Below are 24997 nucleotides of genomic sequence, written 5' to 3' on the forward strand. Positions count from 1 at the left end.
CATGTCCCCGGGACGAAGAGGACCGCTGTCATGAACTGGATTACCAACTACGTCCGCCCCAAGATCAACTCGATGCTGGGCCGCCGCGAGATACCCGACAATCTCTGGATCAAGGATCCCGAGAGCGGCGAGATGGTGTTCCACAAGGACCTTGAAGAGAACCAGTATGTGATCCCGTCGTCGGGCCATCACATGAAGATCTCGGCCAAGGAACGGCTGCGCTTCTTCTTCGACGACGGTCGCTATGAACAGATCGACAATCCGAAAGTCGTCACCGACCCGCTGAAATTCCGCGACGAGAAACGCTATGTCGACCGCCTGAAGGATGCCAAGGCCAAGACCGGCATGGAAGACGCGATCCTGTCGGGATCCGGCAAGATCGAGGGCCTTCCCGTCGTCGTCACCGTGCAGGACTTCGCCTTCATGGGCGGTTCGCTCGGCATGGCGGCGGGCGACGCGATCATCCGCGCCTTCGAGGTCGCACTCGAGAAGAAGCGCCCGCTGATCTTGTTTGCCGCCTCGGGCGGCGCGCGCATGCAGGAAGGCATTTTGTCCTTGATGCAGCTCCCCAGGACGACGGTGGCGGTCGACCGGCTCAAGGAAGCAGGCCTGCCCTACATCGTGGTGCTGACCAACCCGACGACCGGCGGCGTGACCGCGTCCTATGCGATGCTGGGCGACGTGCATATCGCAGAACCCGGTGCGCTGATCGGCTTCGCCGGCCCGCGCGTCATCGAGCAGACGATCCGCGAGAAGCTGCCCGAAGGCTTCCAGCGCTCGGAATACCTGATGGACCACGGCATGGTCGACATGGTGGTGTCGCGGCTCGAGCTCAAGTCCACGATCGCCAACCTGCTCAAGATCCTGACCAAGGCGCCGGTTGCGGCCAAGACCACCGAGGCCGAGATCCTGCCGCCTGTCGTGCCGGTTCCGGAACGACGCCCGCAGGCCTGACCACACAGACACGGCCCTTGGCCCCGGGGGATTTGCCATGACCACGCTCGAAGCCGATCTCGAAATCGAGCGCCTTTTGGCGCTGCATCCGAAGGGTTTCGACCTTTCGCTCGACCGTATCACGCGGCTGCTCGAACGCCTCGGCAATCCGCAGGACCACATGCCGCCGGTGATCCATATCGCCGGCACCAATGGCAAGGGCTCGACCGCCGCGTTTTCACGCGCGCTGCTCGAGGCCTCCGGCCGGCTGGTCCATGTCCACACCTCGCCGCATCTGGTGAACTGGCATGAGCGCTATCGCCTCGCCGCACCCGGCGGTGGCAAGCTTGTCGCCGACGACGTGCTGGCCGATGCGGTCCGACGCGTCGGCGAAGCCAATCGCGGCGAGAAGATCACCGTCTTCGAGATCCTCACCGCCGTCACCTTCGTCCTGTTTTCCGAACATCCGGCCGACGTCTGCATCATCGAGGTAGGGCTCGGCGGGCGCTTCGACGCGACCAACGTCATCAAGCGGCCGGCGTGCTCGGTCATCATGCCGGTGTCGATGGATCACGAGGCCTATCTCGGCGACAAGGTCGAACTGATCGCCGCCGAAAAGGCCGGCATCATCAAGCGCGGCTGCCCGGTCGTCGTCGGCGCCCAGGAAACCGAAGCGGCACAGCAGGTGCTGATCGACACCGCCGAGCGGCTGAACTGCCCGCTCGAGGTCTACGGCCAGGATTTCGTCGCCTTCGAGGAAAACGGCCGCATGGTCTATCAGGACGAGAGCGGGCTGATGGACCTTTCGCCGCCACGCCTGCCGGGACGCCACCAGTTTGCCAACGCCGCGGCGGCCATTGCCGCGGTCAAGGCAGCGGGCTTCCCCCTTACCGAACGCGCCATCGACAAGGCGATGACGTCGGTGGCCTGGCCGGGGCGGATGCAACGCATGCCACAGGGCGCGCTGACCGAGCTGGCTCCGAAAGGTGCTGAAGTCTGGATCGACGGCGGCCACAATCCCGGCGCCGGCACCGTGATCGCCGAAGCGCTTGCCGAGCAGGAAGAGAAGTCCCCACGGCCGCTTTTCCTGATCTCCGGCATGATCAACACCAAGGACCAGGCCGGCTATTTCCGTCCGTTCCACGGCATGGCGCGCCATGTCTACACCGTGCCGGTGACGATGAGCGAAAGCGGCGTGCCCAATGAGGAACTGGCGGTGCGTGCTAACGAAGCCGGGCTTTCGGCCGAACCGGTGAGCTCGGTCGCCAACGCGCTGATGCTGTTGCGCGATACCTGGAACGAGAACGAGCCGGCGCCACGCATCCTGATCGGCGGCTCGCTCTATCTCGTCGGCGAGGTGTTGGCCGCGAACGGCACGCCGCCGACCTGAGCCATCGACTGACCAACAAAAAAAGCCCGGCAGTGCCGGGCTTTTTTTTGTATCCAGACTGGCTCGGCTCAGACGTTGCCGGCGATCCAGTGCGAAAGGGCGGTCTTGGGAGCGGCGCCAACCTTGATGTCGGCCACTTCGCCATCCTTGAAGATCATCAGCGTCGGGATCGAGCGCACGCCAAACTGGGCGGCGATCTCGGGATTCTCGTCGATGTTGACCTTGGTGATCTTCACCTTGCCGGCGAGCTCGTTGGAAATCTCTTCCAGTGACGGACCGATCATCTTGCAGGGACCGCACCATTCGGCCCAGAAATCGACCACGACGGGCTCCTTGGCCTCGAGCACGCCGGTCTTGAAATTGCTGTTGTCGATCTTGACGGTGGCCATGATGCCGATCCTCTTGCGGTTAGCTGTCGCGCCATATGTGGTAGTGCGCGGACCCTTGGTCAAGCACCCGTTGTGTCACGCTTGGGTGAGTCGAACAAGGGCGGCGTCCATGGCAGCAGGGGGCAACGGGATCAGCCGCGGCGCCTCGGTGAACAGCAAGGCGGCCGAAACGGCCTGGCCGGGATAGAGCGGCTGGAGCAACGCTCGGTAGAGCGCAAGCTGCACGACATAGGCATGAGGCACCTCGTCGAGCGAGGCCGGCGGCGAGGCGTTGGTCTTGTAGTCGACGATCAAAACCTCGTCATCGGTGACCGCCAGCCGGTCGATCTTGCCTGACACCGAGCGCGGTTTGCCGCGAACGTCGAGGCTGCCCATGATCGCCACCTCGGCACGCGACGAAGGCGCAAACAGCGGCGCGAAATCACGGTCATCGAGAACGGAGAACACCGAGACGAGAGCCGAGCTTCGCTGCACTTCGTCCCAGTCCCTGCCGGCACGGGCGAGATAGCGTTCGGCGGCCTGGCGCCGCTCTGCGGGATCGAGACGCGGCAGCATCTGCAGCAGCCGGTGCAGCGCCGAGCCGCGGGCGATGGCAAACGCAGGCTCTACATCGGCATCCAGCACCGGCGAGCGGCCCGAGATGACAGGCTCCTCGATTTCCTCGATCAGCGCGGAAGCACCCGACGGCGACAGCGGCCGCGGCAGGTCCTCCAGGGGTGGCGGCCGGTCGAACAGGCTGCCCGGTAGCGGCGCCGGGGCGGCCAACCCGGCTGCCTCGCGCTCAGGCGCTATTTCTGGCGCACCCGACAAGGGCGTTACGCGGAAACGATGGACCTTGAGATCGGCGACGACGGGATGGTCGCGCAGCTCGCTCTCGGGTGCGGCCGAAAGTGCCCGCGAGACGATCGAATGCCAGGTGTTAGTGCCCGGCGCGCGCTTGCCGTGATAGCCGCAGACGATGAGGCGATCCTCGGCACGGGTCATGCCGACATAGAGCAGGCGGCGGTATTCGTCGTCGGCCAGCTCGCGGGCGGTCAAGGCAGCACCCTTGGAGAAGGCGTTGGCGACATCGGCGCCGGCGCGCCAGAGGTAACCCTTGCCGTGCCAGTGCCTGGCCTTCGGCAGGAACGGCATGAGCCGTGGCAGGTGCTGGTCGCTGAACGGCGCCGAGCCGCTGTCGACGAGGAACACCACAGTCGCCTCCAGCCCCTTGGCGGCGTGCGCCGTCATGATGCGGACCTCGTCGCGGGTCTGGTCCATCTCGCGCTTGATCTCGGGGCCGGCGTTTTCCAGCGTCGACAGGAAGGCTTCGAGCCCGGGCAGGCCGGTGCGCTCTTCCGCCAGGCAGAAGTTGAGGAACTCGTCGAGAATGTCGCCGGCTTCCTGGCCGAGGCGCGAGATCATCTTCTTGCGCACGCCGTCGCGATCGCGGCCGCCCGAGAGAACGCCTGAATAGAACTCGAAGACCGGCCGGAACGCGGCTTCGGTGGCCCAGACATCGAGCTGTTCGGCGACCGATTTCAGCACCGCATCCGTTTCGGCCGCAGTGCGCAGCGAGGCAACCAGCGAACGGCTGCCGGGGCGGCCCGAAGCGAGCGCAAACAGCGCCTCCTCGGAGAAGCCAAAGATGGGGCTGCGCAGCACGGCGGCGAGGGACAGATCGTCCTCGGGCTGGATGAGGAAACGGCCGAGCGCAATCAGATCCTTGACCGCGATGTGGCCGGGCAGGCTGAGCCGGTCGGCACCGGCGACGGGGATGTCGCGGCGCTTGAGGGCGCGGGAGAGCGCATGGACGAAGCGGTCGCGCTTGCGCACCAGCACCATGACGTCGCCGGCGCGCAGCCGCTTGCCGGTGCCTTCGACGATCTCGCCGTCGTCGAGCCATTTGCGGATCGTCGCCGCCACCTGCTCGGCCACCACCACGGCGGGCGCGTGGGCATGGTCGATGGGCTTGCGCCAGTCGTCGGGCTCGTCGACCACGTCGGTGCCGGCCGACGGCCAGACCTCGACATAGCCGGGCGCGCCGGCGCGGATGGCCTTGTGGCTCGGCGGCTCCGGCGCACGGGTGACGCCGCGGCGGACCGTCGGGTCCTCGAACACGCGGTCGACGGCCGACAACACGTCGTCAGTCGAGCGGAACGACCAGGTCAGCGTGACATCCTCGAAGCGTGCCTCGGCGGCCCGGATACGGGTGGCAAATTCGCGCTTCGAATCGTCGAAGGATTCGGGTGCCGCGCCCTGGAACGAGTAGATCGACTGCTTCTCGTCGCCGACGGCGAAGACGGTACGATGGACATGGTCGCGCGCGCCGGAGCCGGCGAAGAATTCCTCAGCCAGGCGCTTCACCACCTCCCACTGGTCGGGGCTGGTGTCCTGCGCCTCGTCGAGCAGGATGTGATCAATGCCCTTGTCGAGCTTGTACTGGACCCAGGGTCCGGCATCGGGGCGGGCGAGCAGGTTGACCGTGCGGGTGATGAGGTCGTTGAAGTCGAGGAAGCCACGGCCCGTCTTCAGCCGCTCGTAGCGGGCGATCAGCCAGTCGGCGATGGTGAGTGCGGCGCGCGTCGCCTCCAGCATGCGGAAATGGGCGAGTCGGTCGGAGGCGTGCATGATCGCATCCGAAGTCGCCTGGTAACGCTCGGGCAGGTCGGGCAGACGGTCGAGCAGCGCCTTCTTGAAGGCGCTCTGCGTGTAGGGATCGCCGTCGGCCTTGAGGAAGCCATCGGCCAGCAGCCCAAGGCGCCGGATCGGGTCGGGTTCGGCATAGGCCAGCCTGGCATAGGGCAGGATGTTGTTGAGCACGCTGCGCGCGTCGGTGGCGTCGGCCGCCGCGGCAAAGGCGTTGAAGAAGGCGGGCTCGAAGCCGGGCAGCGGCCAGATCGAGCTGGCTATGGCTTCGGCGCTGTCGCCCTGTGCGAAACCGAACTCTTCGTAGAGCGCTCCGAACGGCCAGGCAAAGTCCATGATCTGGCCGATGAAGGCGCGCAGGCCGTCGCGCTTGGCGACGATCTCGGAAAGCAGCGCATCGAGGCCGGCCTCGCCGCCGCGTTCCAGCACCATGGCGAAGGCTTCGGCGAGTTCGGGATTGGCCGCGCCGCCCGTCACCATCTCTCGCCGTGCGGTGGCGAACAGCGTCGCCTCCATCTGCGGATCGAGCATCTCGAAATGGGCGGCGATGTTGGCCTCGAGCGGGAACTGGTGCAGCACCGACTCGCAGAAGGCGTGGATGGTCTGGATCTTGAGGCCGCCCGGCGTTTCCAGCGCCTCGGCGAAGAGGCGGCGCGCCCGGCGCAGCATGGCCCGGTCAGGCCGCGCGCCGTCGAGGGCCGTGATGCGCTCGGCCAGCTCTACGTCGGGCAGCATGGTCCACTCGGACAGATTGGCGAAGACGCGGTTCGACATGTTGGCGGCGGCGGCGCGCGTATAGGTCAAACACAGGATCTTCGACGGGTCTGTGCCGCGCAGCAGCAGCCGCATGACTCGCTGCGACAGCACGTGGGTCTTGCCCGAGCCGGCATTGGCCGACACCCAGACGGAGTTGCCGGGATCGGAGGCGCGGGCCTGGCGATCTGCCGTTTCCTGGGGAACGAAGAACTTCTTCTTCATTCTTCGCCCTCCGAGCCGCCGTCGCCGCCAGCCGACCATTCGAGGACACGGGCGAGATGGTCGTAGTCGCCGTCGGTTTCGCCCTCGCGGAAGGGCAGTGCGCGGGAGAGATAGCCGGTGGCGGGATCGTCGTAGTGCTGGAGCAGTTGCTCCAGCCGCGTCCAGGCCTCTTCCGAAAGCTCCGCCGCCGACTTGGGCTTGCGGTTGTGTTCGAGGATCGATTCCTCGAACACCTCGCCATTGGGCTTCAGACGGACGAAGGCGAGCTGCGACGGTTCGCGCTTGCCGAGTTCGTGGAAGGCGCCACGCCGAAGCAGGGCGCCTTCGAGCGCCAACTGCGGCGCGATCAGCGTGTGCGCCTGCGCCTTGGAAGGCGAAGAGCCAGTCTTGTAGTCGATGATGTCGGCCATGCCGCCGGCGAGCAGGTCGATGCGGTCGGCGCGGCCGGACAGCGTGACGCCGGTCCGGCCGACCTCGGTGGCGCCGGCGCTTTCTTCGGCATGGCGGCTGGCGACGGCGGCCGCGCGGCTGCGCTCCCATTCGAGGATGCCTTCGGCCATGCGCTCGAAGCGCGGCCACCAGACGGCCTCGACATCGGCGGGCAAGGCAGCCTCGGCAAAGCAGTGGCGACCGGCGGCGATGAGCACGTCGAGCGCCTGCGGTGCGCGCGGATCACCCACCGTCGCCGAAAACAGGTGCAAGATGTCATGGAACAGCGTGCCGCGCTCGGCGGCACCGGGATCGCGAACCAGCGGGTCGACCGGAATCAGCCTCAGGATGCGCCGCGCATAGACGGCATAGGGATCACGGCGCAGCGTCTCGATCTCGGTGACCGAGAAGCGGCGCGGCCGCACCGCGACGGGCGGCTTGGGGTCCGGGCGGGCGGCGAAGTCGGCCTTCTCGCCGGCGTCGAGCTGGCGCGCCCAGCCGAGCAGCGTAGCACCACGCTTGCGCAGCACGGCGGCGTGGTCGGGGCCGACATAGGTCAGCAGGCGCTGCAGCCAGCGCGACGGCACGGCGGGTGCATCGCCCGAGCGGGCCGAGCGCGACAGCACGACATTCCTGGCGCCCATCGCCATCTGGAAATCGTGAGCGGCGAGGCCGATGCGACGCTCCGGCGGTTCGAGGTCGATGCCCGTCTTCATGACGCGTGACATGAAGCGATCGGCCTCGGCCTTGCGCGGCCAGCTGCCCTCGTTGAGCGCGCCGATGACCAGCGTGTCGACCGTCTGCAGGCGCGCCTCGAGCGCACCCCAGATCGAGATGGCCCGGTCGGCACCTTGCGACGGCTTGACCGCGTCGGGGGCGACGAGCGCGTCGAGCACGTCTGGCCATTCGGCTACGGCGAAGCTGAAGCTCGCCTGGGCCGAGACCAGCCCGCGCAGCGATTCCGCCAGCTTGGCGCCGGCATCGCCGTCATAGAGGGTTGCCAGTCCGCCAAGCTCGTCTCGGCCGAGATTTTCGAACGCCTCGACGGTGGCGCGCACGACCATGCCGAGCTCGATGGCCTCGTCGCCACGAAGGGCGGCGAGCGGCGCAACTGCGGCGACCAGCCTGACCGCAACGTCGCGCGCCTCCTCGATGCGCCGGGCGTTGATGCGGTCGAACCAGAAAGGCTTGCGCGACGCATCGCCGATGCCGGTGAGGCGCGCGTCGAAATCTTCGGCGAGCCGGGCGACATCGGGTCGGCCGACGCCGCCACGCAGCACCACCAGCTCGATGGTCTCGGCGGCCCGCCTGACGACGTGGCGCTCCAGCCCGAGCCGCAGCAGCGGGTGCTTGAGCAGCGACAGCACGGCGACAGGATCGCCGGGGCGGATGGCCGCCTCGACCATGGTGCGCAACAGGGCGGCCGGCGGGGTGTTGGCCAGCGGCACTCCGCCGGAATCATCGGCCTGAATGCCGAAGCGACGCAGTTCGGCGGCAACGCGGCGGGCGAGGTTGCGGTCGGAAGTGACGAGGGCGGCGCGATGGCCTTCCTGTGCGACCGCCTCGCGCAACGCGATGGCAATCGCCGCAGCCTCGTCGCGCTCGTGGGCTGCTTCGAGCAGAGTGACCCCGGCGAGTGCGTCGGCGATTTCGGCATCGCTGACGCTGCCGCGCTTTTCGGCCCAGGCGTCGGTGGTTTCGGCCGGGCGCAGCGCTTCGCCGACGATTGCAGCGCGGCGCACCAGCGCCGGCGACGGGACACCCAGTTCTTCGACGTCGCGGCGCAGGATGCCGATCTTACCGATCAGCTTGGCGAGGCCGTATTGCGGGTGGCCGAGCACCGAAGCGCGGAGGTCGGGCGCGGTGATCGCATCGTAGGCGACCTCGTCGAGCGAGGCATCGAGCCCCGGAAGCACGACGGCACCGCGCGGCAGGCGCGCAATTGCTGCCAAAAGCTCGGCGGTGGCCGGGATCGAGCCTGTCGAACCGGCGGCGATGACCGGACCTGCCGGCGGATTGCGCCTGAGGCGCTCGGCCTCGAGCCGGATCAGGGCGCTGCGGTGGGCGGCGGGGTTGGACTGGTCGCGCTCGGCGAGCAGGTCGGGCCAGACCGAAGTGACGATGGACAGGAAATCGAGCGTGACCTGCCACCAGCCGGAGAGTTCGCCCGAGACAAGGCCGGCGAGCTTGGCCCAGTCGGAACCTTCGGTCTCGATCTCGTCCATCAGGCCAGAGAGATCGCGCGCCAGCCAGATAGCGTCGGCAGCGGAAGCCGGCACCACGACCTCCTCCTCGAACAGGGCGGCGACATGGGCGGGCAGGCGGCGCTTCCAGGCGCGCACCAGCGGCGCGAGCGTCAGCAGGCGGTCGATGGACGAAATCGGCGGTGCCAGGTCGAGCGCGGCTCCGCCCTCGGCCTCGAAGGCAGCCTCGTCCTCGTCGAACTCGCCGAGCGGCTTGATGACAGGCAGGATGGCCGAGCGGCCGCCGGCGGCGTCGACGAAGACCCCACGCAACGCCCGCGCGGCACGGCGCGTCGGCACGTAGATGGTGACGTCGGCCAGTGCCAGCGGGTCGCCGTCGAAGCGGAAGTCGGGGATCAGGGTGCCGTCGAGCAGGGATGCCGCCAGCGTCGGCAGGAAGGGAGCGCCGGGCGGGATGGAAAGGACGCGTGGCGACGCGCGGCCGCTCATTGCGCTCCCGCCAATGCCCTTTTCACCACGGCTTCGGCGGGCGCGATGGCATCGGGGGTGCCGACCGTGATCCAGCTGCCCTGCATCTGCATGCCGAACAGGCGCCCGGCCGATATCGCCTGGTCGAAATAGCGGTTGAGCGAGGCTGGGGTGGCGGTCGTGCCTTCAAAGATGCGGGGATGGATGATGGCAGCACCGGCATAGATCAGCCCCTCGGGCGCACCCTTGGCACGGCTCAGCCGGCCGTCGGACGCGACGAGGAAATCGGTGCCGCCGGAATGGCCGGTCGCCTGAGGGAGAGCCGCGAGCATGATCAGAATATCCATGCGCGCATCGTCCCAGGCAAGGGCGAGGCGGGCAAGGTTAGGCGCGCCCTCATCAATCCAGAAGGTGTCGGCATTGACGATGTAGAACGGAGCTGTGCCCAGCTCGGGCAGCGCCTTGACGATTCCGCCGGCGGAATCCAGCAGGCCGTCGCGTTCGTCGGAGATGAGCACATGCGGCTGCTTGCGGTTCGCGACATGCGCGACGATCTGGTCGGGCAGATAGTGGACGTTGACCACGGCCCGTTCGACGCCTGCTACAGCCAGGCTGTCGAGGCCCCAGTCGAGCAGGGTCTTGCCAGATATCTCCACCAGCGGTTTCGGCATCGTCTCGGTGATCGGCCGCATGCGCTTGCCGAGACCGGCTGCGAGAACCATGGCGACTGACGGGATCTTCGCTCCACTCACGTGTCAAATTCCTCGAGCAGGCGGTTGTCGCGGTAGAAGTCGCGCAGTTCGGCCAATACCGGATGCGCCAGCGCCCTGTGAAGATAGTCGCGGATGCGCGGCAGGTGCTTGAGATATTGCGGCTTGCCGTCGCGGCGGTCGAGGCGGACAAAGATGCCGAGGATCTTCGAATTCCGCTGCGCCGCCATGATGGCATAGGACTCGCGGAAGGCGGCCTCATCGAAGCTGCCGGCGGCGTGGCGGGCGGCGACATAGGCGTTGACCGTGTCGTGCTCGATCTCGGGCGACACGGTGACGCGCGCGTCCATGCCGAGCGAGGCGACGTCATAGGCGACCGGGCCGATCAGCGCGTCCTGGAAGTCGACGATGCCGAGCCTGTCGAAACCCTTCTTGTCTGCGCGCCAGATGATGTTGGGCGAGTGGTAGTCGCGCAGCACCAGCCCGTACTGCTTGTCGGCGAGGCGGTCGAAGACGGCGTTCCAGGCGGCATGATAGCCGTCGCGAAGCGCGCCGGATGCGGGCGCTCCGGTGACGGCCGGCACATACCAGTCGACCAGCAGGTCGACCTCGATCATCATCGCATCGCGGTCAAAGGGAGGAACCTGGTGAACGACGCCGGGCGCAGCTTCGAGCCGGGCGTCCCAGTGTTTCCCGTGAATCATCGCCAGCAGTTCAGCCGCCGCGGCATAGCGCTCGGCGATGGGCTTGCCCTCGGGGTCGAGGAAAGCACCGGTGCCGAGATGTTCGAGCAGCAGAAAGCCCTGGTCGAGATCCTGTGCGACGATGCCGGGCACGGTGACGCCGCCCGCTGCAAGCGCCCGGTCGATGGCGACGAAGGCAGCAACCGTCTGCGCGGTGTGCGCGATCTCGGCATAGGGCTTGCCGTCGCGGACGGGTGGACCGAGTACCAGCCTTGGCGAGTTCATCAGCACCAGTGATGCCCGGCCTTCCGGGCTGACGGTTTCGTAGCCCCGCGCCGAGGCGTCGCCGGTGAAGCGGGCGCGGCGCGCCTCGCCAAAATCGGCTGAGATGAGGAAATCTCGCATGGCGAGCGATCGGGCGACGCGGTCGAAGGCCTGGCCATCGCCCGAGATGATGACGCGGCGGCCATCGCCCTCGTGCTCGATAGCGAGCCGCAGGCTGGCAGCGGGCATCGCGCCGGCGGCGCGCTCCGGCCACTCCACCAGAGCCACACCCGAGGCGACGGCTTCATCGAAGCCGAGTTCCTGGAGCTCCTCGGAAGAAGACAGGCGGTAGAGGTCGAAATGATGGACGGGGACAGGCGTGTCGTAGCTCTGGACCAGGGTGAAGGTCGGGCTCGGCACTTCATGCCAGGGATCACCCGCCAGCGCCCGGATCAGGCCGCGCGCCAGCGTCGACTTGCCGGCGCCGAGGTCGCCGTCGAGCAGCAACACGTCGCCCGGCTTGACCGCCATGGCGAGATCTTCGCCCAGCCGCGTGGTGGCGGCCTCGTCAGGCAGGAATCGCTCCAGCGATCTGGCCGCCATGAAGCCTACTCCGCCGCCACCCGCACGCCGGCTGGCGCATCGGGGAACAGGCAGACGACCGTGGTGCCACGGTCCTTGCCGCTGTCGATGCGGACGGTGCCGCCATGCAGCTCGACGAAGCTTTTGACAATGGACAGGCCAAGGCCGGCACCACGCTTGCGGCCGCCGTTGACGCGGGATTCGAAGCGCTGGAACATCGTGTCGAGCACCTCCGAAGGCATGCCCGGACCATCGTCATGGACGGAGAATTCCACGCCCTCGGCCAGCTGGCGGCAGGCCAGCGTGATGGTGCTCGCGGACGGCGCGTAGTTCACGGCGTTGCTGAGCAGATTGTAGAGGATCTGGCGCACGCGCGTCTCGTCGCCATTGAAGCTCTTCGGCGCGCTGGCGGTATCTATGGCGAGGCTGATCGAGTGCTCTTCCAGGCGGTCGGCGATAAGTTCGGCGGCAGCCTCGATGGCGCGGTCGATACGCACCTCGGCGATTTCGAGCTGCATGATGCCGGCATCGACGGTTGCGAGATCGAGGATGTCATTGACGATGGTCAGAAGCACGCCCGAGGACGAACCGATGTGCTCGACATATTCGCGCTGGCGCTGCGACAGCGGGCCGGTGCCGGGCAGCGACAAAAGCTCGGTGAAGCCGATGATGTTGGTCAGCGGCGAGCGCAGCTCATACGAAACGTGCTGGACGAACTCGTTCTTGATCTGGTCGGCACGCTGAAGCGCCTCGTTCTTGTCCTTGAGCGCGCGCTCCATGTTGACGCCGTCGGTGACGTCGACAAAGGTCAGCATCACCTGGCCGTTGGGCAGGTGGATTACGGCGTGCTGGAGCACCGAACCGTTCTTGAGTTCGGTCTGGCCATGGCGGTCGCTACGCTCGTCGAAGCCGGTGACGGCGGCGACGAAATCGGCCCATGGGCTCTCTTCGGCACGCATGTCGCATTCAGCGCGGATCGCCGAAATATGCGTGCTCTGCCGGAGGGCCTCGGGCGACACACCCCAGAGCTGGCCGAAGGCCGGATTGAACAGGCGGATGCGGCCGTCGGGGCCGAAAACGACGACGCCTTCGGCGAGATTGTCGAGGGTTTCACCCTGGACACGCACCGCCGTGGTGTAGCGGCTTTCGAGGTCGATCTTCTCGGTCAGGTTTTCGAACACCCAGGTGACGCCGCCCTTGGGCTGGGGATTGGCGACGACGCGGATGGTGCGGCCGTCGGGCAGATGCCAAAGATGCTCCTGCGGCTCGACGGCGCGATATGCGCCGAGCAGGCTCTCCTTCCAGCGCCGCCATTCCGGCTGCTCCGGCAGCTTGCGTTCGCTGCGCAGGCGGTCGAGCAAAAGCGCATTGTCGGGTGCGCTGGAGAGATAGCCGGCGTCGAGTTCCCAGAGCTTCTGGAAAGCATTGTTGTGGAAACGCAGCTTCTGGCTGGCGTCGAAAGTGGCAACGGCGGTCGCCACCTGGTCGAGCGTGTCGGCGTGGCTGCGCACGACCCGGCTGTACTCTTCGCGGATGGCATCGGCCGCGCTCATGTCGGTGGCGATGCCGGCCGAACCTTCCCTGCCGACAACGTCGGTCACGGCGAACATGCGACGGTCGCCGTCGATGACGGTCGACAGTGTCTGCTGGAATACGGGACGCGACAGGTGCTGCTGGACGATCGCTTCGCGCGATTGCGTGCCCAGGAACTCCTTGCCGTCGCGGATGGCTGCGGCGGAATCGGCTGCTTCGACGGCCCTGGCGAAGGCCTTGTTGACCCATTTCAGCCGGCCATCGGAATCGCGCATCCAGAACGGCATGTCGACGGCGTCCATCAGGCCGACAAGCGTTTCGTATTCGGCGCTGAGGCGCTGGTTGTCGAGCGTCAGCCGCGCCTGGCCGCGCTGGGCCTCGGAGATCGAGACAAAGCGGACGATGACGTGGGCGCCGCTCTTGCGGCCGTGGACTTCGAGGACCGCACCGGCATGGGTCTCCGCCACCAGTTCGAAGGCAGTGCCTTTGTCACGCAACGCGGCAATGGCATTTTCGAGCGCTGCGGCCGAACGCGGCATCAGCCAGCGACCGAAACCGAGGAAGGCGGCGCGCTCGTCCGGCGCGCCTGTTTCGATCGGCAGCGAACCGATCAGCTCCGGCTTCTTGTTCTCGTTAGCCCAGATGATGACGCGCTGGTCGCGCAGGTTGAGCAGGGCCTCCGAACGCTGCAGCGATGCATTGAGGTCGGCGACGCGGCCGCGCAGCTCGACGTTCTCGGCGGCGATGCGTACCTTCTCGCGGATCAGCGCAATGGCGGAAATGAGCGCCGCTCCCATAACGCCGACGAGCACGGCGAGCTGGATGACTTCGGCCGTGCTGACGGGCAGGCCGACGGTGGCGGCCTGCTGGGCGTGGGCATATCCGAAAGGCGTGCAGAGCGCCGTGGCGCCAAGCATGACTGCGGCAGAATGGCTGCCGAGCCGGCGCACGGCCTGCCACATACCGCCTGGAAGGGGCATCTGCGAATCCTGTCGGCCGCCGGAAACGGCCTGTCCCGCTGAAAGCGGGTATTCCCCCGGCATGTCTTGTTCCTCTCCGCCGCCTGACTGCAAGACCGCCCTGAAGCGCCCAAAAAAGTTCCGCCGAGAACGGACGCGTGGCGAATCACGCCACAATAGCCGTTAGGCGAATCGTCGTGAAGAAGGCGTTCGCGCAAAAAAGAAACCGGGCGAAAGTCAATCGCCCGGTTTCAATATGTTGTATGTATTTGCGCTATGGTTAATAGCGGTAGTGTTCCGGCTTGAACGGCCCCTTCGGCGTCACGCCGATATAGCTGGCCTGTTCATCGGACAGGGTGGTCAGCTTGGCGCCGAGCTTGTCGAGGTGCAGGCGGGCGACCTTCTCGTCGAGGTGCTTGGGCAGCACGTAGACTTCGTTCTTGTACTGGCCGGGCTTGGTGAAAAGCTCGATCTGGGCAAGCGTCTGGTTGGTGAAGGACGCCGACATGACGAAGCTCGGGTGGCCGGTCGCATTGCCGAGGTTGAGCAGGCGGCCTTCCGACAGCAGCAGCATGCGCTTGCCATCCGGGAAGCTGATCATGTCGACCTGCGGCTTGACGTTGGTCCACTTGAGGTTGCGCAGGGCCGCGACCTGGATCTCGTTGTCGAAGTGGCCGATGTTGCCGACGATGACCATGTCCTTCATCAGGCGCATGTGGTCGAGGGTGATGACGTCCTTGTTGCCGGTCGTGGTGATGACGATGTCGGCGGTGGGAGCAGCGTCTTCCAGCGTGACGACCTCGAAGCCATCCATAGCAGCCTGGAGCGCGCAGATCGGGTCGACCTCGGTGACCTTGACGCGGGCGCCGGCGCCCTGGAGCGAAGCTGCCGAGCCCTTGCCGACGTCGCCGTAACCGCAGACGACGGCGACCTTGCCGGCCATCATGACGTCGGTGCCGCGGCGGATGCCGTCGACCAGCGATTCCTTGCAGCCGTACTTGTTGTCGAACTTCGACTTGGTGACACTGTCGTTGACGTTGATCGCCGGGAAGGGCAGCAGGCCCTTCTTCTGCAGCTGGTAGAGGCGGTTGACGCCGGTCGTGGTCTCTTCGGTGACGCCGCGGATGGCAGCCTTGTGCTTGGCGAAGAAGCCCGGCGTTTCAGCCATGCGCTTCTTGATCTGGGCAAACAGGATCTCTTCCTCTTCGCTGCCCGGGTTGGACAGCACGTCCTCGCCGGCTTCGGCGCGGGCACCGATCAGGATGTACATGGTGGCGTCGCCGCCATCATCGAGGATCATGTTGGTGGCCCCGCCATCGGTCCACTGGAAGATCTGGTCGGTGTACTGCCAGTATTCCTCGAGCGTCTCGCCCTTGACGGCGAAAACCGGAATGCCGGCTTCGGCGATGGCGGCCGCGGCATGGTCCTGGGTCGAGAAGATGTTGCACGACGCCCAGCGGATATCGGCGCCGAGTTCCTTCAACGTCTCGATCAGCACCGCGGTCTGGATGGTCATGTGCAGCGAGCCGGAAATGCGCGCGCCCTTGAGCGGCTTTGCTTCACCGAACTCCTCGCGGCAGGCCATCAGGCCCGGCATTTCGGTTTCGGCGATCTCGATTTCCTTGCGACCCCAGCCGGCGAGCGAAATGTCGGCGACCAGATAATCCTTGCTACCCGTCATGGCTTGCTCCGATTCCTGTTTGCTTCGCGCCGCCGCGGGAGGGCTGCGAGGGCGCGCGAAAGATCGGCCTGACTACCAGATCAGGCCGTTATCGACAATGGGACATAAAGAAATCTTTATTCGTGCATGTCGCACAAGACTCAGTCCGGCAATCAGGATTCCTCGCCGAAGCGCGCCGCGACCAGTGTCGCAAGCGCATCCATGGCTTCGACGGCCTCGGGGCCGCTCGCGGTAACGCGGATGGTGCAACCGGGGCTGGCGGCGAGCATCATCAGGCCCATGATCGACGTGCCGCCTACGGAAATGCCGTCCTTCTCGACGCTGACATTGGCCTGGAACTCGCCGGCAATCTGGACAAACTTGGCCGAGGCGCGGGCATGCAGGCCACGCTGATTGACTATGGTGAGATTGCGGACGATGTGGCCCTTCTCGGGCGAGTAGGGCATGCCGCTCATTTGCCGCTCAACACCTGACTAGCAACGTTGATATATTTGCGGCCAGCAGCCTGTGCCTCGTCGAGCGCGGCGGCCATGTTGTCGGCCTTGCGTACGCTCGTCAGCTTGATGAGCATCGGCAGGTTCATGCCGGCGATGACTTCGACCCGGCCGGCTTCCATCACCGAGATGGCGAGGTTGGACGGCGTGCCGCCGAACATATCGGTGAGCACGACCACACCATTGCCGGTGTCGGCGCTGGCAACGGCGTCGATGATGTCGCTGCGACGCTGCGCCATGTCATCGTCTGCTCCGATCGAAACAGTCTCGAAATTGTCCTGCGGTCCGACGACATGTTCCACGGCATGGCGGAACTCTTCGGCCAGCTGACCGTGCGTCACAAGCACGAGTCCGATCATTCTGATTTGGCTCCCGTCATGGCCTCTTCACAGCCGCGCAGTACTCTTGCCGCCTTCGCGGAGGGCGGGAGCGCTATCTTGTCGACGGCGAAGGCGTTTACAAGCCCCAATCTGCTGCTCGCCACGCCATTTTGACGCAATGCAGCAAAAATAATGTGCAGCTTCAGGCGAAGAGGGTGATGCCGAGTCGGGCCAGAATTGTGGGGATGGTTGCGGCAATTTCACGTTCTGCGAGCAGCAATCGCTGCGTCATGCAATCAAGAATCGGTTCGCTGTCCTGTCCGGGCAGCCGTTCCACCTCGCTTGCCGGAACAAGCCTGACCAGCAGGTCGACCGCAGCCGCCGCCTCATGTTCGACCGGAACCGGCCCGACGCCGCGGACCTCTGCCAGGCCGGCAATGACTGCCGGCGCATGGCACAAAAGCCTGCCGTGGTGCACCGACAGGAAGACCTGGTCGTCGGAAACCAGCCGGGCGAACCGGCCAGCGGCGCGAAATTTCGCGACGAGGGCCAGGGCAAGAGCCGTCTTGCCCGACCCGGACTGCCCTGCAACCAGCACGCAGCGATCGCCCAGCACAACCGCGGTGGCATGCATGTTGGCTGGCGCCACGGATCAGCTTTCGGCCGGCAGGGCAACGACGAAGCGTGCGCCCTTGAGTTCGCCAGGCTTGGTGCCGGCGATGTTTTCGGCGCTCAGCGTACCGCCATGGGCCTCGACGATCTGGCGGCTGATCGACAGGCCGAGGCCGGAATTCTGGCCGAAGGCCTCGCCCGCCGGACGGTCGGTGTAGAAACGCTCGAAGATGCGGTCGATGTTTTCGGCGCGGATGCCGGGGCCGTTGTCCTCGACCGTGATGACATTGAACTTGCCGACACGCGCCAGCGAAATGGCAATGTGGCCATGGTCGTCGGGCACGAAGGAGCGGGCATTCTCTATCAGATTGGTGATGACCTGGCCGATGCGCAGGTCGTGGCCGACCACGTTGTAGTTCTTCGCCCCAGCCGGCAGCTTGGCAACGGTGAATGCGATTTCGACCGCCTTCTTGTGGCGGCTGGCCTCACGCGACACCGAAACCAGATCGCCGATGAACTTCTTGAGATCCACCTTGCCGGCGTCCTCGCGCGCGAGCTCGGCATCGAGACGGGATGCGTCCGAAATATCGGTGATCAGCCGGTCGAGGCGCTTCACGTCGTGCTGGATGACCTCCATCAGCCGTTCGCGCGAGCTCTCGTTCCTGGCAAGCGGCAAAGTCTCGACTGCGCTGCGCAGCGAGGTCAGCGGGTTCTTGAGTTCGTGGCTGACGTCGGCGGCAAAACTCTCGATCGCCTCGATACGGGCGTAGAGCGCCTTGGTCATGTCGCGCACGGCAACCGACAGGTTGCCGATCTCGTCCTGGCGGTCCGAGAAATCGGGAATTTCCTCGCGGCTCTTGCCGCCACGACGGACGCGGTTGGCGGCAGCCGACAGCCGGCGCAGCGGGTTGGCGATCGTCGACGCCAGCAGCATCGAAAGGATGGCCGTGACCAATGCAGCGACACCGAACACGCGCAGGATGGCCTTCTGCTCGGCAGCGACGATCTTGTCGATGTCGCCACCTTCGGTCGACAGCATCAGCACGCCGAGCACGGCGCGGAAGCGCTGGATGGGGACGGCGACCGACACGATCTGCTCGCCCTGTTCGCTGACCCGGACAATCGGCGCCGGGCGGCCGGTCAATGCCTGCACGACCTCGGGGAAGGCCGCGCCATTGCCACCGGGCTGTTCCTTGTAGACCGGAAGCGCGCTGTCGCGGAAAAAGTCGAAGACGAACTTCTGCGCCCGCTCGAAGACGGTCGGCTCGTCTTCCTCGACCGGCGGAAGGTCGTAGCGCAGGATCTGGCCGCGCGAATAGAGATGGCGCGAATCGAGCAGGAGATTGGCGTCGCGGTCGTAGATACGGGCGCGCGTCCTTGTCGGCGAGATCAGCCGGCGCAGCACCGGTGCCACGCGCTCCGGATTGATCGGAAAATCAAGGCTGTCGAGCTGGTCGGAGCCGGGGCCAAGCGTCTCGCCGGCCTGCAGCTCGAGCAGCTTCTCGGGGTCGATGCTGATCGAATCCGTCTCGACGGTTGCCGAGGCGGCAATGGCGCCGGCAATGATCTCGCCCTGCGTCATCAGGCTTTCGACACGGGCGCCGATCAGGCCATCACGGAAGGTGTTGAGATACAGGATGCCGGCGACCAGCACCGCCAACCCGGCAAGGTTGAGGAACAGAATGCGGCGCGTCAGGCTGGAGAAGAAATAGTGGCCGAGGAACCGGCTCAGCCGGATCCTCGAGCGGTCGAGGAACAGCGACAGGCGACCGCGCGACCGCTTCGTGGCGGCCGCGGGTTTCCTGATCTCTGCTTCCATCGCCATGTGATCTCAGCCCCCGCCGATCTCACGCTTCGCGGAATCTGTAGCCGACACCATAGAGCGTTTCGATCATCTCGAAGTCGTCGTCGACGGCCTTGAACTTCTTGCGCAGGCGCTTGATGTGGCTGTCGATGGTACGGTCATCGACATAGACCTGCTCATCATAGGCCGAATCCATCAAAGCGTCTCGGCTTTTGACGACGCCCGGGCGCTGGGCCAGCGAGTGCAGGATCAGGAATTCGGTGACGGTCAGGATGACCGGCTCGCCCTTCCAGGTGCAGGTGTGGCGCTCCTGGTCCATCACCAGCTGACCGCGCTCCAGCGAGCGCGACTGCGGGCTCGGCGTCTTGGCCGCGGCCTCGCGGGCACTTGCCCGGCGCAGCACGGCGCGCACGCGCTCGACCAGCAGACGCTGGGAGAACGGCTTGCGGATGAAATCGTCGGCGCCCATCTTGAGGCCGAAGAGCTCATCGATCTCGTCGTCCTTCGACGTCAGGAAAATCACCGGCAGGTCAGTCTTCTGGCGCAGCCGGCGCAGCAGTTCCATGCCGTCCATGCGCGGCATCTTGATGTCGAGGATGGCGAGGTTCGGCGGCCGCGCGGCCAGCCCTTCAAGTGCCGAGGCACCGTCGGTGTAGGTCTCGACACGGTAACCTTCGGACTCGAGAGCGATCGAAACCGATGTCAAAATGTTGCGGTCGTCGTCGACAAGCGCGATCGTTGCCATTTCCAGCGGCTCCCTCATGAGCGGGTGTCCCTTCCTGCTTCAGAGCAGGGCTTGTGCAGGACAAATTAGGTACAAAATGTGGCATACCCCCCGATGAAGGGGAGCGCAACCACCGCAACCAGTTAGCTTCCTATATGGGGCGCCTCGAAAAAAGCTCGAACAAAAAACCTGCCTGCCTACCCGGCAAGGTAGGACTAATCCCCGTCATTTAAACGATTTAGATAAATTCTAAAATATTTAAATCGATTAATGATTTGAAATCGCTTGGCTTTTCTGTTTCTGGCTGCCTCGGTCCCTCGGGGACAGCGGCGTCCGGCCCGCAGACCGGACATTGGCGTCAAATCGAACGAGGGTTCACCGAATGTCGGAAGTCGGTAAGCGTAATCCCGCCAACGGGATCGAAACGGCAGGGCTCAAAACGTCGGGCACCGTGCATTACAACCTTGGCGCTGCCCTGCTGGTCGAAGAGGCGGTCCGTCGCGGCGAGGCCCGGCTGACTGCCCATGGCGCGCTCGTTGCCGACACGGGGCAGTACACCGGCCGCTCGCCCAAGGACAAGTTCGTCGTGCGCGACGAAAACACCGAGTCCCAGGTCTGGTGGGACAACAACAATGCGATGATGCGAGCGCAGTTCGACGCGCTGCATGCAGATTTCCTGGCCCATGCGGCCGACAAGGACCTGTTCGTCCAGGACCTGATCGGCGGCGCCGACCGCTCGCTCAGCCTGCCGACGCGCGTCATCACCGAATACGCCTGGCACTCGATGTTCATCCGCAACCTGCTGATCCGCCCGGAAACGGCTGAACTGGCCGGCTTCGCGCCGAAGATGACGATCATCGACCTGCCGTCGTTCCGGGCCGACACGGCGCGCCATGGCGGCCGCAGCGAGACGCTGATCGCGGTCGATCTGACGCGCATGATCGTGCTCATCGGCGGCACCAAATATGCCGGCGAGATGAAGAAGTCGGTCTTCACCGCGCTCAACTACATCCTGCCGGCGGGCGGCGTGATGCCCATGCACTGCTCGGCCAATGAAGGGCCCGATGGCGACGCCGCCGTGTTCTTCGGCCTGTCGGGAACCGGCAAGACGACGCTGTCGGCCGATCCCAAGCGCACGCTGATCGGCGACGACGAGCATGGCTGGGGCCCGGACGGCATCTTCAACTTCGAAGGCGGCTGCTACGCCAAGACCATTCGCCTGTCGGCCGAAGCCGAGCCGGAAATCTTTGCGACGACCCAGCGTTTCGGCACGGTGCTCGAGAACGTCGTGCTCGACGAGAACCGCGTGCCTGACTTCAACGACGGCTCGCGTACCGAAAACACCCGTTGCGCCTATCCGCTCGACTTCATCCCGAATGCCAGCGCCACCGGGCGCGCCAGCCACCCGAAGAACATCATCATGCTGACGGCCGACGCCTTCGGCGTGATGCCGCCCATCGCAAAGCTGACGCCGGCGCAGGCGATGTACCACTTCCTGTCCGGCTATACCGCCAAGGTCGCCGGCACCGAGCGCGGCGTGACCGAGCCGGAAGCGACGTTCTCGACCTGCTTCGGCGCACCGTTCATGCCCAGGCACCCCAGCGAATACGGCAACCTGCTGCGCCAGCTGATCTCCGACCACGGCGTCAATTGCTGGCTGGTCAACACCGGCTGGACCGGCGGCGCCTATGGCACGGGTTCGCGCATGCCGATCAAGGCGACGCGCGCGCTGCTCACTGCCGCCCTCGACGGCTCGCTCAATGGGGTCGAATTCCGCACCGATGCCCATTTCGGCTTCGCCGTGCCGGTTTCGGTTCCCGGCGTCGACGGCAAGATCCTCGACCCGCGTTCGACCTGGGCCGACGGCGCTGCCTATGACCGCCAGGCCAGCAAGCTGGTGTCGATGTTCATCGACAATTTCGGCAAGTTCGAAAGCCATGTCGACGCCTCGGTGCGCGGCGCGGCACCGCGCACGCAGGAAGCCGCCGAATAACCACGGCACCTGGCGTAACGATCTCGAAAAGGCCCGGCCAAGTGCTGGGCCTTTTCTTTTCGGCCGCACCACGGCATGACTTGGCGCATGAGCGCCGACGACAAGATCATCATTGCCAATGACGTGGTCATCCATCCCGACGACCTCGAGGAGAACTTCATCCGCTCGTCGGGGCCGGGCGGCCAGAACGTCAACAAGGTCGCCACAGCCGTGCAGCTGCGCTTCGATGCGGCCAATGCGCCGGGCCTGCCCGAGCGCGTGCGCGAGCGCACCATAAAGTTCGCGGGCCAGAAGGCGACCAAGGAGGGCGTGATCGTCATCGAGGCGGGGCGCTACCGCACCCAGGAGCAGAACCGGGCCGACGCCAGGGCGCGGCTGGTGGCACTTGTCGCCAAGGCTGCCGAGCCGCCACCGCCGCCGCGCAAGAAGACCAGGCCGACAAAGGGCTCGGTCGAGCGAAGGCTGAAAAGCAAGGCCGGCCGCTCGACGGTCAAGAAGCTGCGCGGGCGCGTCGACGGCGATTAAGCCTTGGGGATCAATCCCGCTTCCATTTTGGCAAGGCAGGTGCCAAGCTCCGGCGAATGCCACAGCAAGGGAGACTACGAATGGGCATGTTCGATTTCGTCAAGAATGTCGGCAAGAAGCTTGGCTTCGGCGACGACGAGGCACCGAGCGCCGACACGCTGAAGAAGGAGCTCGATTCGCACAAGCTCGGCACCGACAACGTTCAGGTGGTGGTCAAGGGCGATACCGCAGTGCTGACAGGCGTGGTCAAGGACCAGTCGATCTTCGAAAAGGCGGTGATCGCCGTCGGCAACACGCTCGGCGTCTCCAAGGTGCAGGCCGACGAGTTGAAGGTGGTGGCGCCCGATTCCGGTCTCAAGCTCGACAGCAAGGTCGACATGACCGAGCTGGTCAAGGCGGCGACGCCGGCCAAGGCGCCGGTGTTCTACACCGTCAAGAAGGGCGACAACCTGTCGAAGATCGCCGAAGCCCAGTACGGCAAAGGCAAGGCATCGAAATACACCGTCATCTTCGAAGCCAACAAGCCGATGCTGACGCACCCCGACAAGATCTATCCGGGCCAGGTGCTGCGCATCCCCGATATCGCGACTGCGTAACCTCGCCTCGCACAAATCATTTCGCGGACGGCGGCTTTCGGGTCGCCGTTTTGCATTTCGGCTGACATTGTCGCCTGCGACAACCCAACTGGACCTGAACCGTGCTCGTATTGCCCAAAGGCGTCCGCCACATGCCCGGCTTTCTCTCGCGCGACGTGCAGGAGAGCCTGGTCGAGAGCATCCGCGAGGTGGTGAAGGCTGCACCGCTCTACACGCCGGCCATGCCGAAGACCGGCAAGGAAATGAGCGTCAGGATGACCAATTGCGGCTCGCTGGGCTGGGTCACCGACAAGGAGGGCGGTTACCGCTACCAGCCGACCCATCCCGTCACAGGCGAACCGTGGCCGCCGATCCCCGAGGCGCTGCTTGCGCTTTGGCGCGAGGTCTCGGGCTATCCGCATCCTCCGGAAGCCTGCCTCGTCAATTTCTACACGGACACTGCGAAGATGGGCCTGCACCAGGATCGCGACGAGCGGGAGTTCGCCGCACCCGTGGTGTCGGTGTCGTTGGGCGACGCCTGCCTGTTCCGCGTCGGCGGCACGAGGCGCGACGATCGCACCGTGTCGTTCAGGCTGGAAAGCGGAGACGTCGTCGTGCTCGGCGGGGAGGGGCGGCTGGCGTTCCATGGCGTCGACCGCATCTACCCGATGACATCGGCGCTGCTGAAGCAGGGCGGGCGGATCAATCTCACGCTAAGACGCGTGACGCGGCCGGCCTAGAGCATCCCCGAAAAGTGGCCCCGGTTTTCGGACAAGACCATGCTCCAACAAAAAGACCTTCAGAGCTTGCGGATCGCCACTTCCTCGACGAGATGGCCGGCACCCTTCTTGAGGATGAGGTCGGCGCGCGGCCGGGTGGGCAGGATGTTCTCGCGCAGGTTCTTCAGGTTGATGTTGGCCCACAGCCCCTCGGCAATGGCGCGGGCCGCATCCTCCGACAGCTGCGAGTAGCGATGGAAGAAAGACTGCGGATTGCGGAAAGCGGTCTCGCGCAGCCGCATGAAGCGGTCGATGTACCACTCGTGGATGATGCTCTCATCGGCGTCGATGTAGATCGAGAAGTCGAAGAAATCGGAGACGAAAGGCACGAAGTTGCCGTCCTTGGGCAGTTCGCGCGGCTGCAGCACGTTGATGCCCTCGAAGATCAGGATGTCGGGCCGGTCGACGGTGACGAACTCGCCCGGCATCACGTCGTAGGTCAGGTGCGAGTAGACGGGCGCGCGCACATTGGGCTGGCCCGACTTGATCGCCGAGAGGAAGCGCAGCAGCGCACCGACATCGTAGCTGTCGGGGAAACCCTTGCGCTCCATCAGGCTGTCGCGGCGCAGCACGTCGTTGGGGTAGAGGAAGCCGTCGGTGGTGACGAGATCGACCTTCGGGCTCGACGGCCAGCGGGTGAGCAGTTCCTTGAGGATACGCGCGGTGGTCGACTTGCCGACGGCGACCGACCCCGCCATGCCGATGATGAAGGGCGTCTTGGTGCCCTTCTTGTCCGAGTTGAAGAAGCGCTGGCGCTGGCGAAACAGCTGCTGGCTGGTCTCGACATGGGCGGAGAGCAGACGCGACAGCGACAGGTAGATGCGCCGGACCTCGATGAGATCGATGGGCTCGTACATCGAGCTCAGCCGCGCCACCTCGTCTTGGGTCAGGGTCATCGACATGTCGGCGCCGAAACCGGCCCAATGCTCGGCCGAGAAGAACCAATAGGGTGAGTATTTGTCCGTCGGCGCGAGTTGATCCATCGAACCTCCCCTGCGGGACCTGACCAGTGGTCAGCCCTCGTTCTTCCGCGCTGCCTTCTCGGCGACACCCGACTGCGAGGTGCGGCGCTCGAGCTCGGTCATCACCTCGGCCATCGGGACGCCGGCGACAGCCAGCACGACGAGCCAATGATAAAGGAGATCGGCGCTTTCCGAAACGAGGGCACGATCGTCACCCTTGACCGCGGCGATGACGGTCTCGACCGCCTCTTCGCCAAGCTTCTTGGCCGCCCGCTCCATGCCGCCCTGGTAAAGCTTGGCGGTCCATGAATTGGCATCGCCCGAACGTGCCCGCTCGGTGACGATCTTTTCCAGGTCGGCAAGGGAAAATCCGCTCAT

The 24997-nt window shown here is 65.5% G+C and carries 20 protein-coding genes; 6 read left to right on the plus strand and 14 right to left on the minus strand.

Features of this window, described 5'->3' with window-relative positions; all coding sequences use genetic code 11:
• Positions 1 to 30 precede the first annotated feature (30 nt).
• Together accD and O1Y97_RS03615 are read left to right on the plus strand one after the other, a co-directional pair.
• Positions 31 to 954, plus strand: coding sequence for an acetyl-CoA carboxylase, carboxyltransferase subunit beta (gene accD / locus O1Y97_RS03610; protein ID WP_318763120.1), 924 nt, complete (start codon positions 31 to 33; stop codon positions 952 to 954).
• Between the two features lie 37 nt (positions 955 to 991).
• On the plus strand, positions 992 to 2323 hold the full coding sequence (locus O1Y97_RS03615; RefSeq protein ID WP_318763121.1) for a bifunctional folylpolyglutamate synthase/dihydrofolate synthase: 1332 nt from the start codon (positions 992 to 994) through the stop codon (positions 2321 to 2323).
• A gap of 68 nt (positions 2324 to 2391) precedes the next feature.
• Here O1Y97_RS03615 and trxA read toward each other — a convergent pair whose 3' ends face one another.
• The 12 genes from trxA to O1Y97_RS03675 all read right to left on the minus strand — a co-directional run bounded on the left by trxA (position 2392) and on the right by O1Y97_RS03675 (position 19806).
• Complete coding sequence (gene trxA, locus O1Y97_RS03620) at positions 2392 to 2712, minus strand: thioredoxin (protein ID WP_108606125.1); 321 nt, start codon at positions 2710 to 2712, stop codon at positions 2392 to 2394.
• Positions 2713 to 2787: 75 nt separating this feature from the next.
• A complete protein-coding gene (addA, locus tag O1Y97_RS03625) occupies positions 2788 to 6318 on the minus strand; it encodes a double-strand break repair helicase AddA (protein ID WP_318763122.1) in 3531 nt (1176 codons plus the stop codon).
• The gene (gene addB, locus O1Y97_RS03630; RefSeq protein WP_318763123.1) at positions 6315 to 9440 is read right to left on the minus strand and encodes a double-strand break repair protein AddB; all 3126 of its coding nucleotides are present in this window, start codon (positions 9438 to 9440) and stop codon (positions 6315 to 6317) included. Before addB ends, addA begins: the two co-directional genes overlap by 4 nt.
• Positions 9437 to 10141 (minus strand): nucleotidyltransferase family protein, encoded by a 705-nt coding sequence (locus tag O1Y97_RS03635; RefSeq protein ID WP_318764141.1) that lies wholly within the window; start codon positions 10139 to 10141, stop codon positions 9437 to 9439. The genes addB and O1Y97_RS03635 overlap by 4 nt, the downstream gene beginning before the upstream one ends.
• 26 nt (positions 10142 to 10167) lie before the next feature.
• Positions 10168 to 11679: a tRNA (adenosine(37)-N6)-threonylcarbamoyltransferase complex ATPase subunit type 1 TsaE gene (gene tsaE, locus O1Y97_RS03640; protein WP_318763124.1), complete on the minus strand. Its 1512-nt coding sequence runs from the start codon at positions 11677 to 11679 to the stop codon at positions 10168 to 10170.
• A gap of 5 nt (positions 11680 to 11684) precedes the next feature.
• A complete protein-coding gene (locus O1Y97_RS03645; RefSeq protein WP_318763125.1) occupies positions 11685 to 14234 on the minus strand; it encodes a sensor histidine kinase in 2550 nt (849 codons plus the stop codon).
• 196 nt (positions 14235 to 14430) lie between these two features.
• A complete protein-coding gene (gene ahcY, locus O1Y97_RS03650) occupies positions 14431 to 15831 on the minus strand; it encodes an adenosylhomocysteinase (protein WP_108606131.1) in 1401 nt (466 codons plus the stop codon).
• A gap of 152 nt (positions 15832 to 15983) precedes the next feature.
• On the minus strand, positions 15984 to 16286 hold the full coding sequence (locus O1Y97_RS03655; protein ID WP_318763126.1) for an HPr family phosphocarrier protein: 303 nt from the start codon (positions 16284 to 16286) through the stop codon (positions 15984 to 15986).
• Positions 16283 to 16684, minus strand: a complete 402-nt coding sequence (locus O1Y97_RS03660) for a PTS sugar transporter subunit IIA (RefSeq protein ID WP_055981908.1) — start codon at positions 16682 to 16684, stop codon at positions 16283 to 16285. The genes O1Y97_RS03655 and O1Y97_RS03660 overlap by 4 nt, the downstream gene beginning before the upstream one ends.
• Before the next feature lie 163 nt (positions 16685 to 16847).
• On the minus strand, positions 16848 to 17279 hold the full coding sequence (locus O1Y97_RS03665; RefSeq protein ID WP_318763127.1) for an HPr kinase/phosphorylase: 432 nt from the start codon (positions 17277 to 17279) through the stop codon (positions 16848 to 16850).
• A gap of 18 nt (positions 17280 to 17297) precedes the next feature.
• Complete coding sequence (locus O1Y97_RS03670; protein WP_318763128.1) at positions 17298 to 19082, minus strand: sensor histidine kinase; 1785 nt, start codon at positions 19080 to 19082, stop codon at positions 17298 to 17300.
• Between the two features lie 22 nt (positions 19083 to 19104).
• Positions 19105 to 19806 (minus strand): response regulator transcription factor, encoded by a 702-nt coding sequence (locus O1Y97_RS03675; protein ID WP_055982326.1) that lies wholly within the window; start codon positions 19804 to 19806, stop codon positions 19105 to 19107.
• A 361-nt stretch (positions 19807 to 20167) separates the two neighbouring features.
• On the opposite strand from O1Y97_RS03675, the gene O1Y97_RS03680 reads away from it, so the two are divergent.
• The 4 genes from O1Y97_RS03680 to O1Y97_RS03695 all read left to right on the plus strand — a co-directional run bounded on the left by O1Y97_RS03680 (position 20168) and on the right by O1Y97_RS03695 (position 23618).
• Positions 20168 to 21778 (plus strand): phosphoenolpyruvate carboxykinase, encoded by a 1611-nt coding sequence (locus O1Y97_RS03680; protein WP_318763129.1) that lies wholly within the window; start codon positions 20168 to 20170, stop codon positions 21776 to 21778.
• 87 nt (positions 21779 to 21865) lie between these two features.
• Positions 21866 to 22303, plus strand: a complete 438-nt coding sequence (gene arfB / locus O1Y97_RS03685) for an alternative ribosome rescue aminoacyl-tRNA hydrolase ArfB (protein ID WP_318763130.1) — start codon at positions 21866 to 21868, stop codon at positions 22301 to 22303.
• Positions 22304 to 22383: 80 nt separating this feature from the next.
• Positions 22384 to 22899 carry a peptidoglycan-binding protein LysM gene (gene lysM, locus O1Y97_RS03690; protein WP_055981896.1) on the plus strand — a complete coding sequence of 172 codons (516 nt, stop codon included), beginning with the start codon at positions 22384 to 22386 and terminating at the stop codon, positions 22897 to 22899.
• Between the two features lie 101 nt (positions 22900 to 23000).
• The gene (locus tag O1Y97_RS03695) at positions 23001 to 23618 is read left to right on the plus strand and encodes an alpha-ketoglutarate-dependent dioxygenase AlkB family protein (protein WP_183263321.1); all 618 of its coding nucleotides are present in this window, start codon (positions 23001 to 23003) and stop codon (positions 23616 to 23618) included.
• 59 nt (positions 23619 to 23677) lie between these two features.
• On the opposite strand, the gene coaA is transcribed toward O1Y97_RS03695, so the two are convergent.
• Both coaA and O1Y97_RS03705 read right to left on the minus strand, forming a co-directional pair.
• Positions 23678 to 24640 carry a type I pantothenate kinase gene (gene coaA / locus O1Y97_RS03700; protein ID WP_318763131.1) on the minus strand — a complete coding sequence of 321 codons (963 nt, stop codon included), beginning with the start codon at positions 24638 to 24640 and terminating at the stop codon, positions 23678 to 23680.
• 30 nt (positions 24641 to 24670) lie between these two features.
• A complete protein-coding gene (locus tag O1Y97_RS03705) occupies positions 24671 to 24997 on the minus strand; it encodes a phosphoribosyl-ATP diphosphatase (RefSeq protein ID WP_108609620.1) in 327 nt (108 codons plus the stop codon).

It is taken from the genome of Aminobacter niigataensis (assembly GCF_946995915.1).
In the GTDB taxonomy this organism is placed as follows: Bacteria; Pseudomonadota; Alphaproteobacteria; order Rhizobiales; family Rhizobiaceae; genus Aminobacter; species Aminobacter niigataensis.

Coding starts and splice junctions, on each gene's coding strand:
- O1Y97_RS03680 (WP_318763129.1), top strand. CDS start 20,168: ATGTCGGAAGTCGGTAAGCGTAATCCCGCCAACGGGATCGAAACGGCA.
- O1Y97_RS03660 (WP_055981908.1), bottom strand. CDS start 16,684: ATGATCGGACTCGTGCTTGTGACGCACGGTCAGCTGGCCGAAGAGTTC.
- trxA (WP_108606125.1), bottom strand. CDS start 2,712: ATGGCCACCGTCAAGATCGACAACAGCAATTTCAAGACCGGCGTGCTC.
- O1Y97_RS03675 (WP_055982326.1), bottom strand. CDS start 19,806: ATGGCAACGATCGCGCTTGTCGACGACGACCGCAACATTTTGACATCG.
- O1Y97_RS03665 (WP_318763127.1), bottom strand. CDS start 17,279: ATGCATGCCACCGCGGTTGTGCTGGGCGATCGCTGCGTGCTGGTTGCA.
- O1Y97_RS03705 (WP_108609620.1), bottom strand. CDS start 24,997: ATGAGCGGATTTTCCCTTGCCGACCTGGAAAAGATCGTCACCGAGCGG.
- O1Y97_RS03655 (WP_318763126.1), bottom strand. CDS start 16,286: ATGAGCGGCATGCCCTACTCGCCCGAGAAGGGCCACATCGTCCGCAAT.
- O1Y97_RS03670 (WP_318763128.1), bottom strand. CDS start 19,082: ATGGCGATGGAAGCAGAGATCAGGAAACCCGCGGCCGCCACGAAGCGG.
- O1Y97_RS03615 (WP_318763121.1), top strand. CDS start 992: ATGACCACGCTCGAAGCCGATCTCGAAATCGAGCGCCTTTTGGCGCTG.
- O1Y97_RS03645 (WP_318763125.1), bottom strand. CDS start 14,234: ATGCCGGGGGAATACCCGCTTTCAGCGGGACAGGCCGTTTCCGGCGGC.
- arfB (WP_318763130.1), top strand. CDS start 21,866: ATGAGCGCCGACGACAAGATCATCATTGCCAATGACGTGGTCATCCAT.
- tsaE (WP_318763124.1), bottom strand. CDS start 11,679: ATGGCGGCCAGATCGCTGGAGCGATTCCTGCCTGACGAGGCCGCCACC.
- addA (WP_318763122.1), bottom strand. CDS start 6,318: ATGAAGAAGAAGTTCTTCGTTCCCCAGGAAACGGCAGATCGCCAGGCC.
- O1Y97_RS03635 (WP_318764141.1), bottom strand. CDS start 10,141: ATGGTTCTCGCAGCCGGTCTCGGCAAGCGCATGCGGCCGATCACCGAG.
- coaA (WP_318763131.1), bottom strand. CDS start 24,640: ATGGATCAACTCGCGCCGACGGACAAATACTCACCCTATTGGTTCTTC.
- addB (WP_318763123.1), bottom strand. CDS start 9,440: ATGAGCGGCCGCGCGTCGCCACGCGTCCTTTCCATCCCGCCCGGCGCT.
- ahcY (WP_108606131.1), bottom strand. CDS start 15,831: ATGACGGGTAGCAAGGATTATCTGGTCGCCGACATTTCGCTCGCCGGC.
- accD (WP_318763120.1), top strand. CDS start 31: ATGAACTGGATTACCAACTACGTCCGCCCCAAGATCAACTCGATGCTG.
- lysM (WP_055981896.1), top strand. CDS start 22,384: ATGGGCATGTTCGATTTCGTCAAGAATGTCGGCAAGAAGCTTGGCTTC.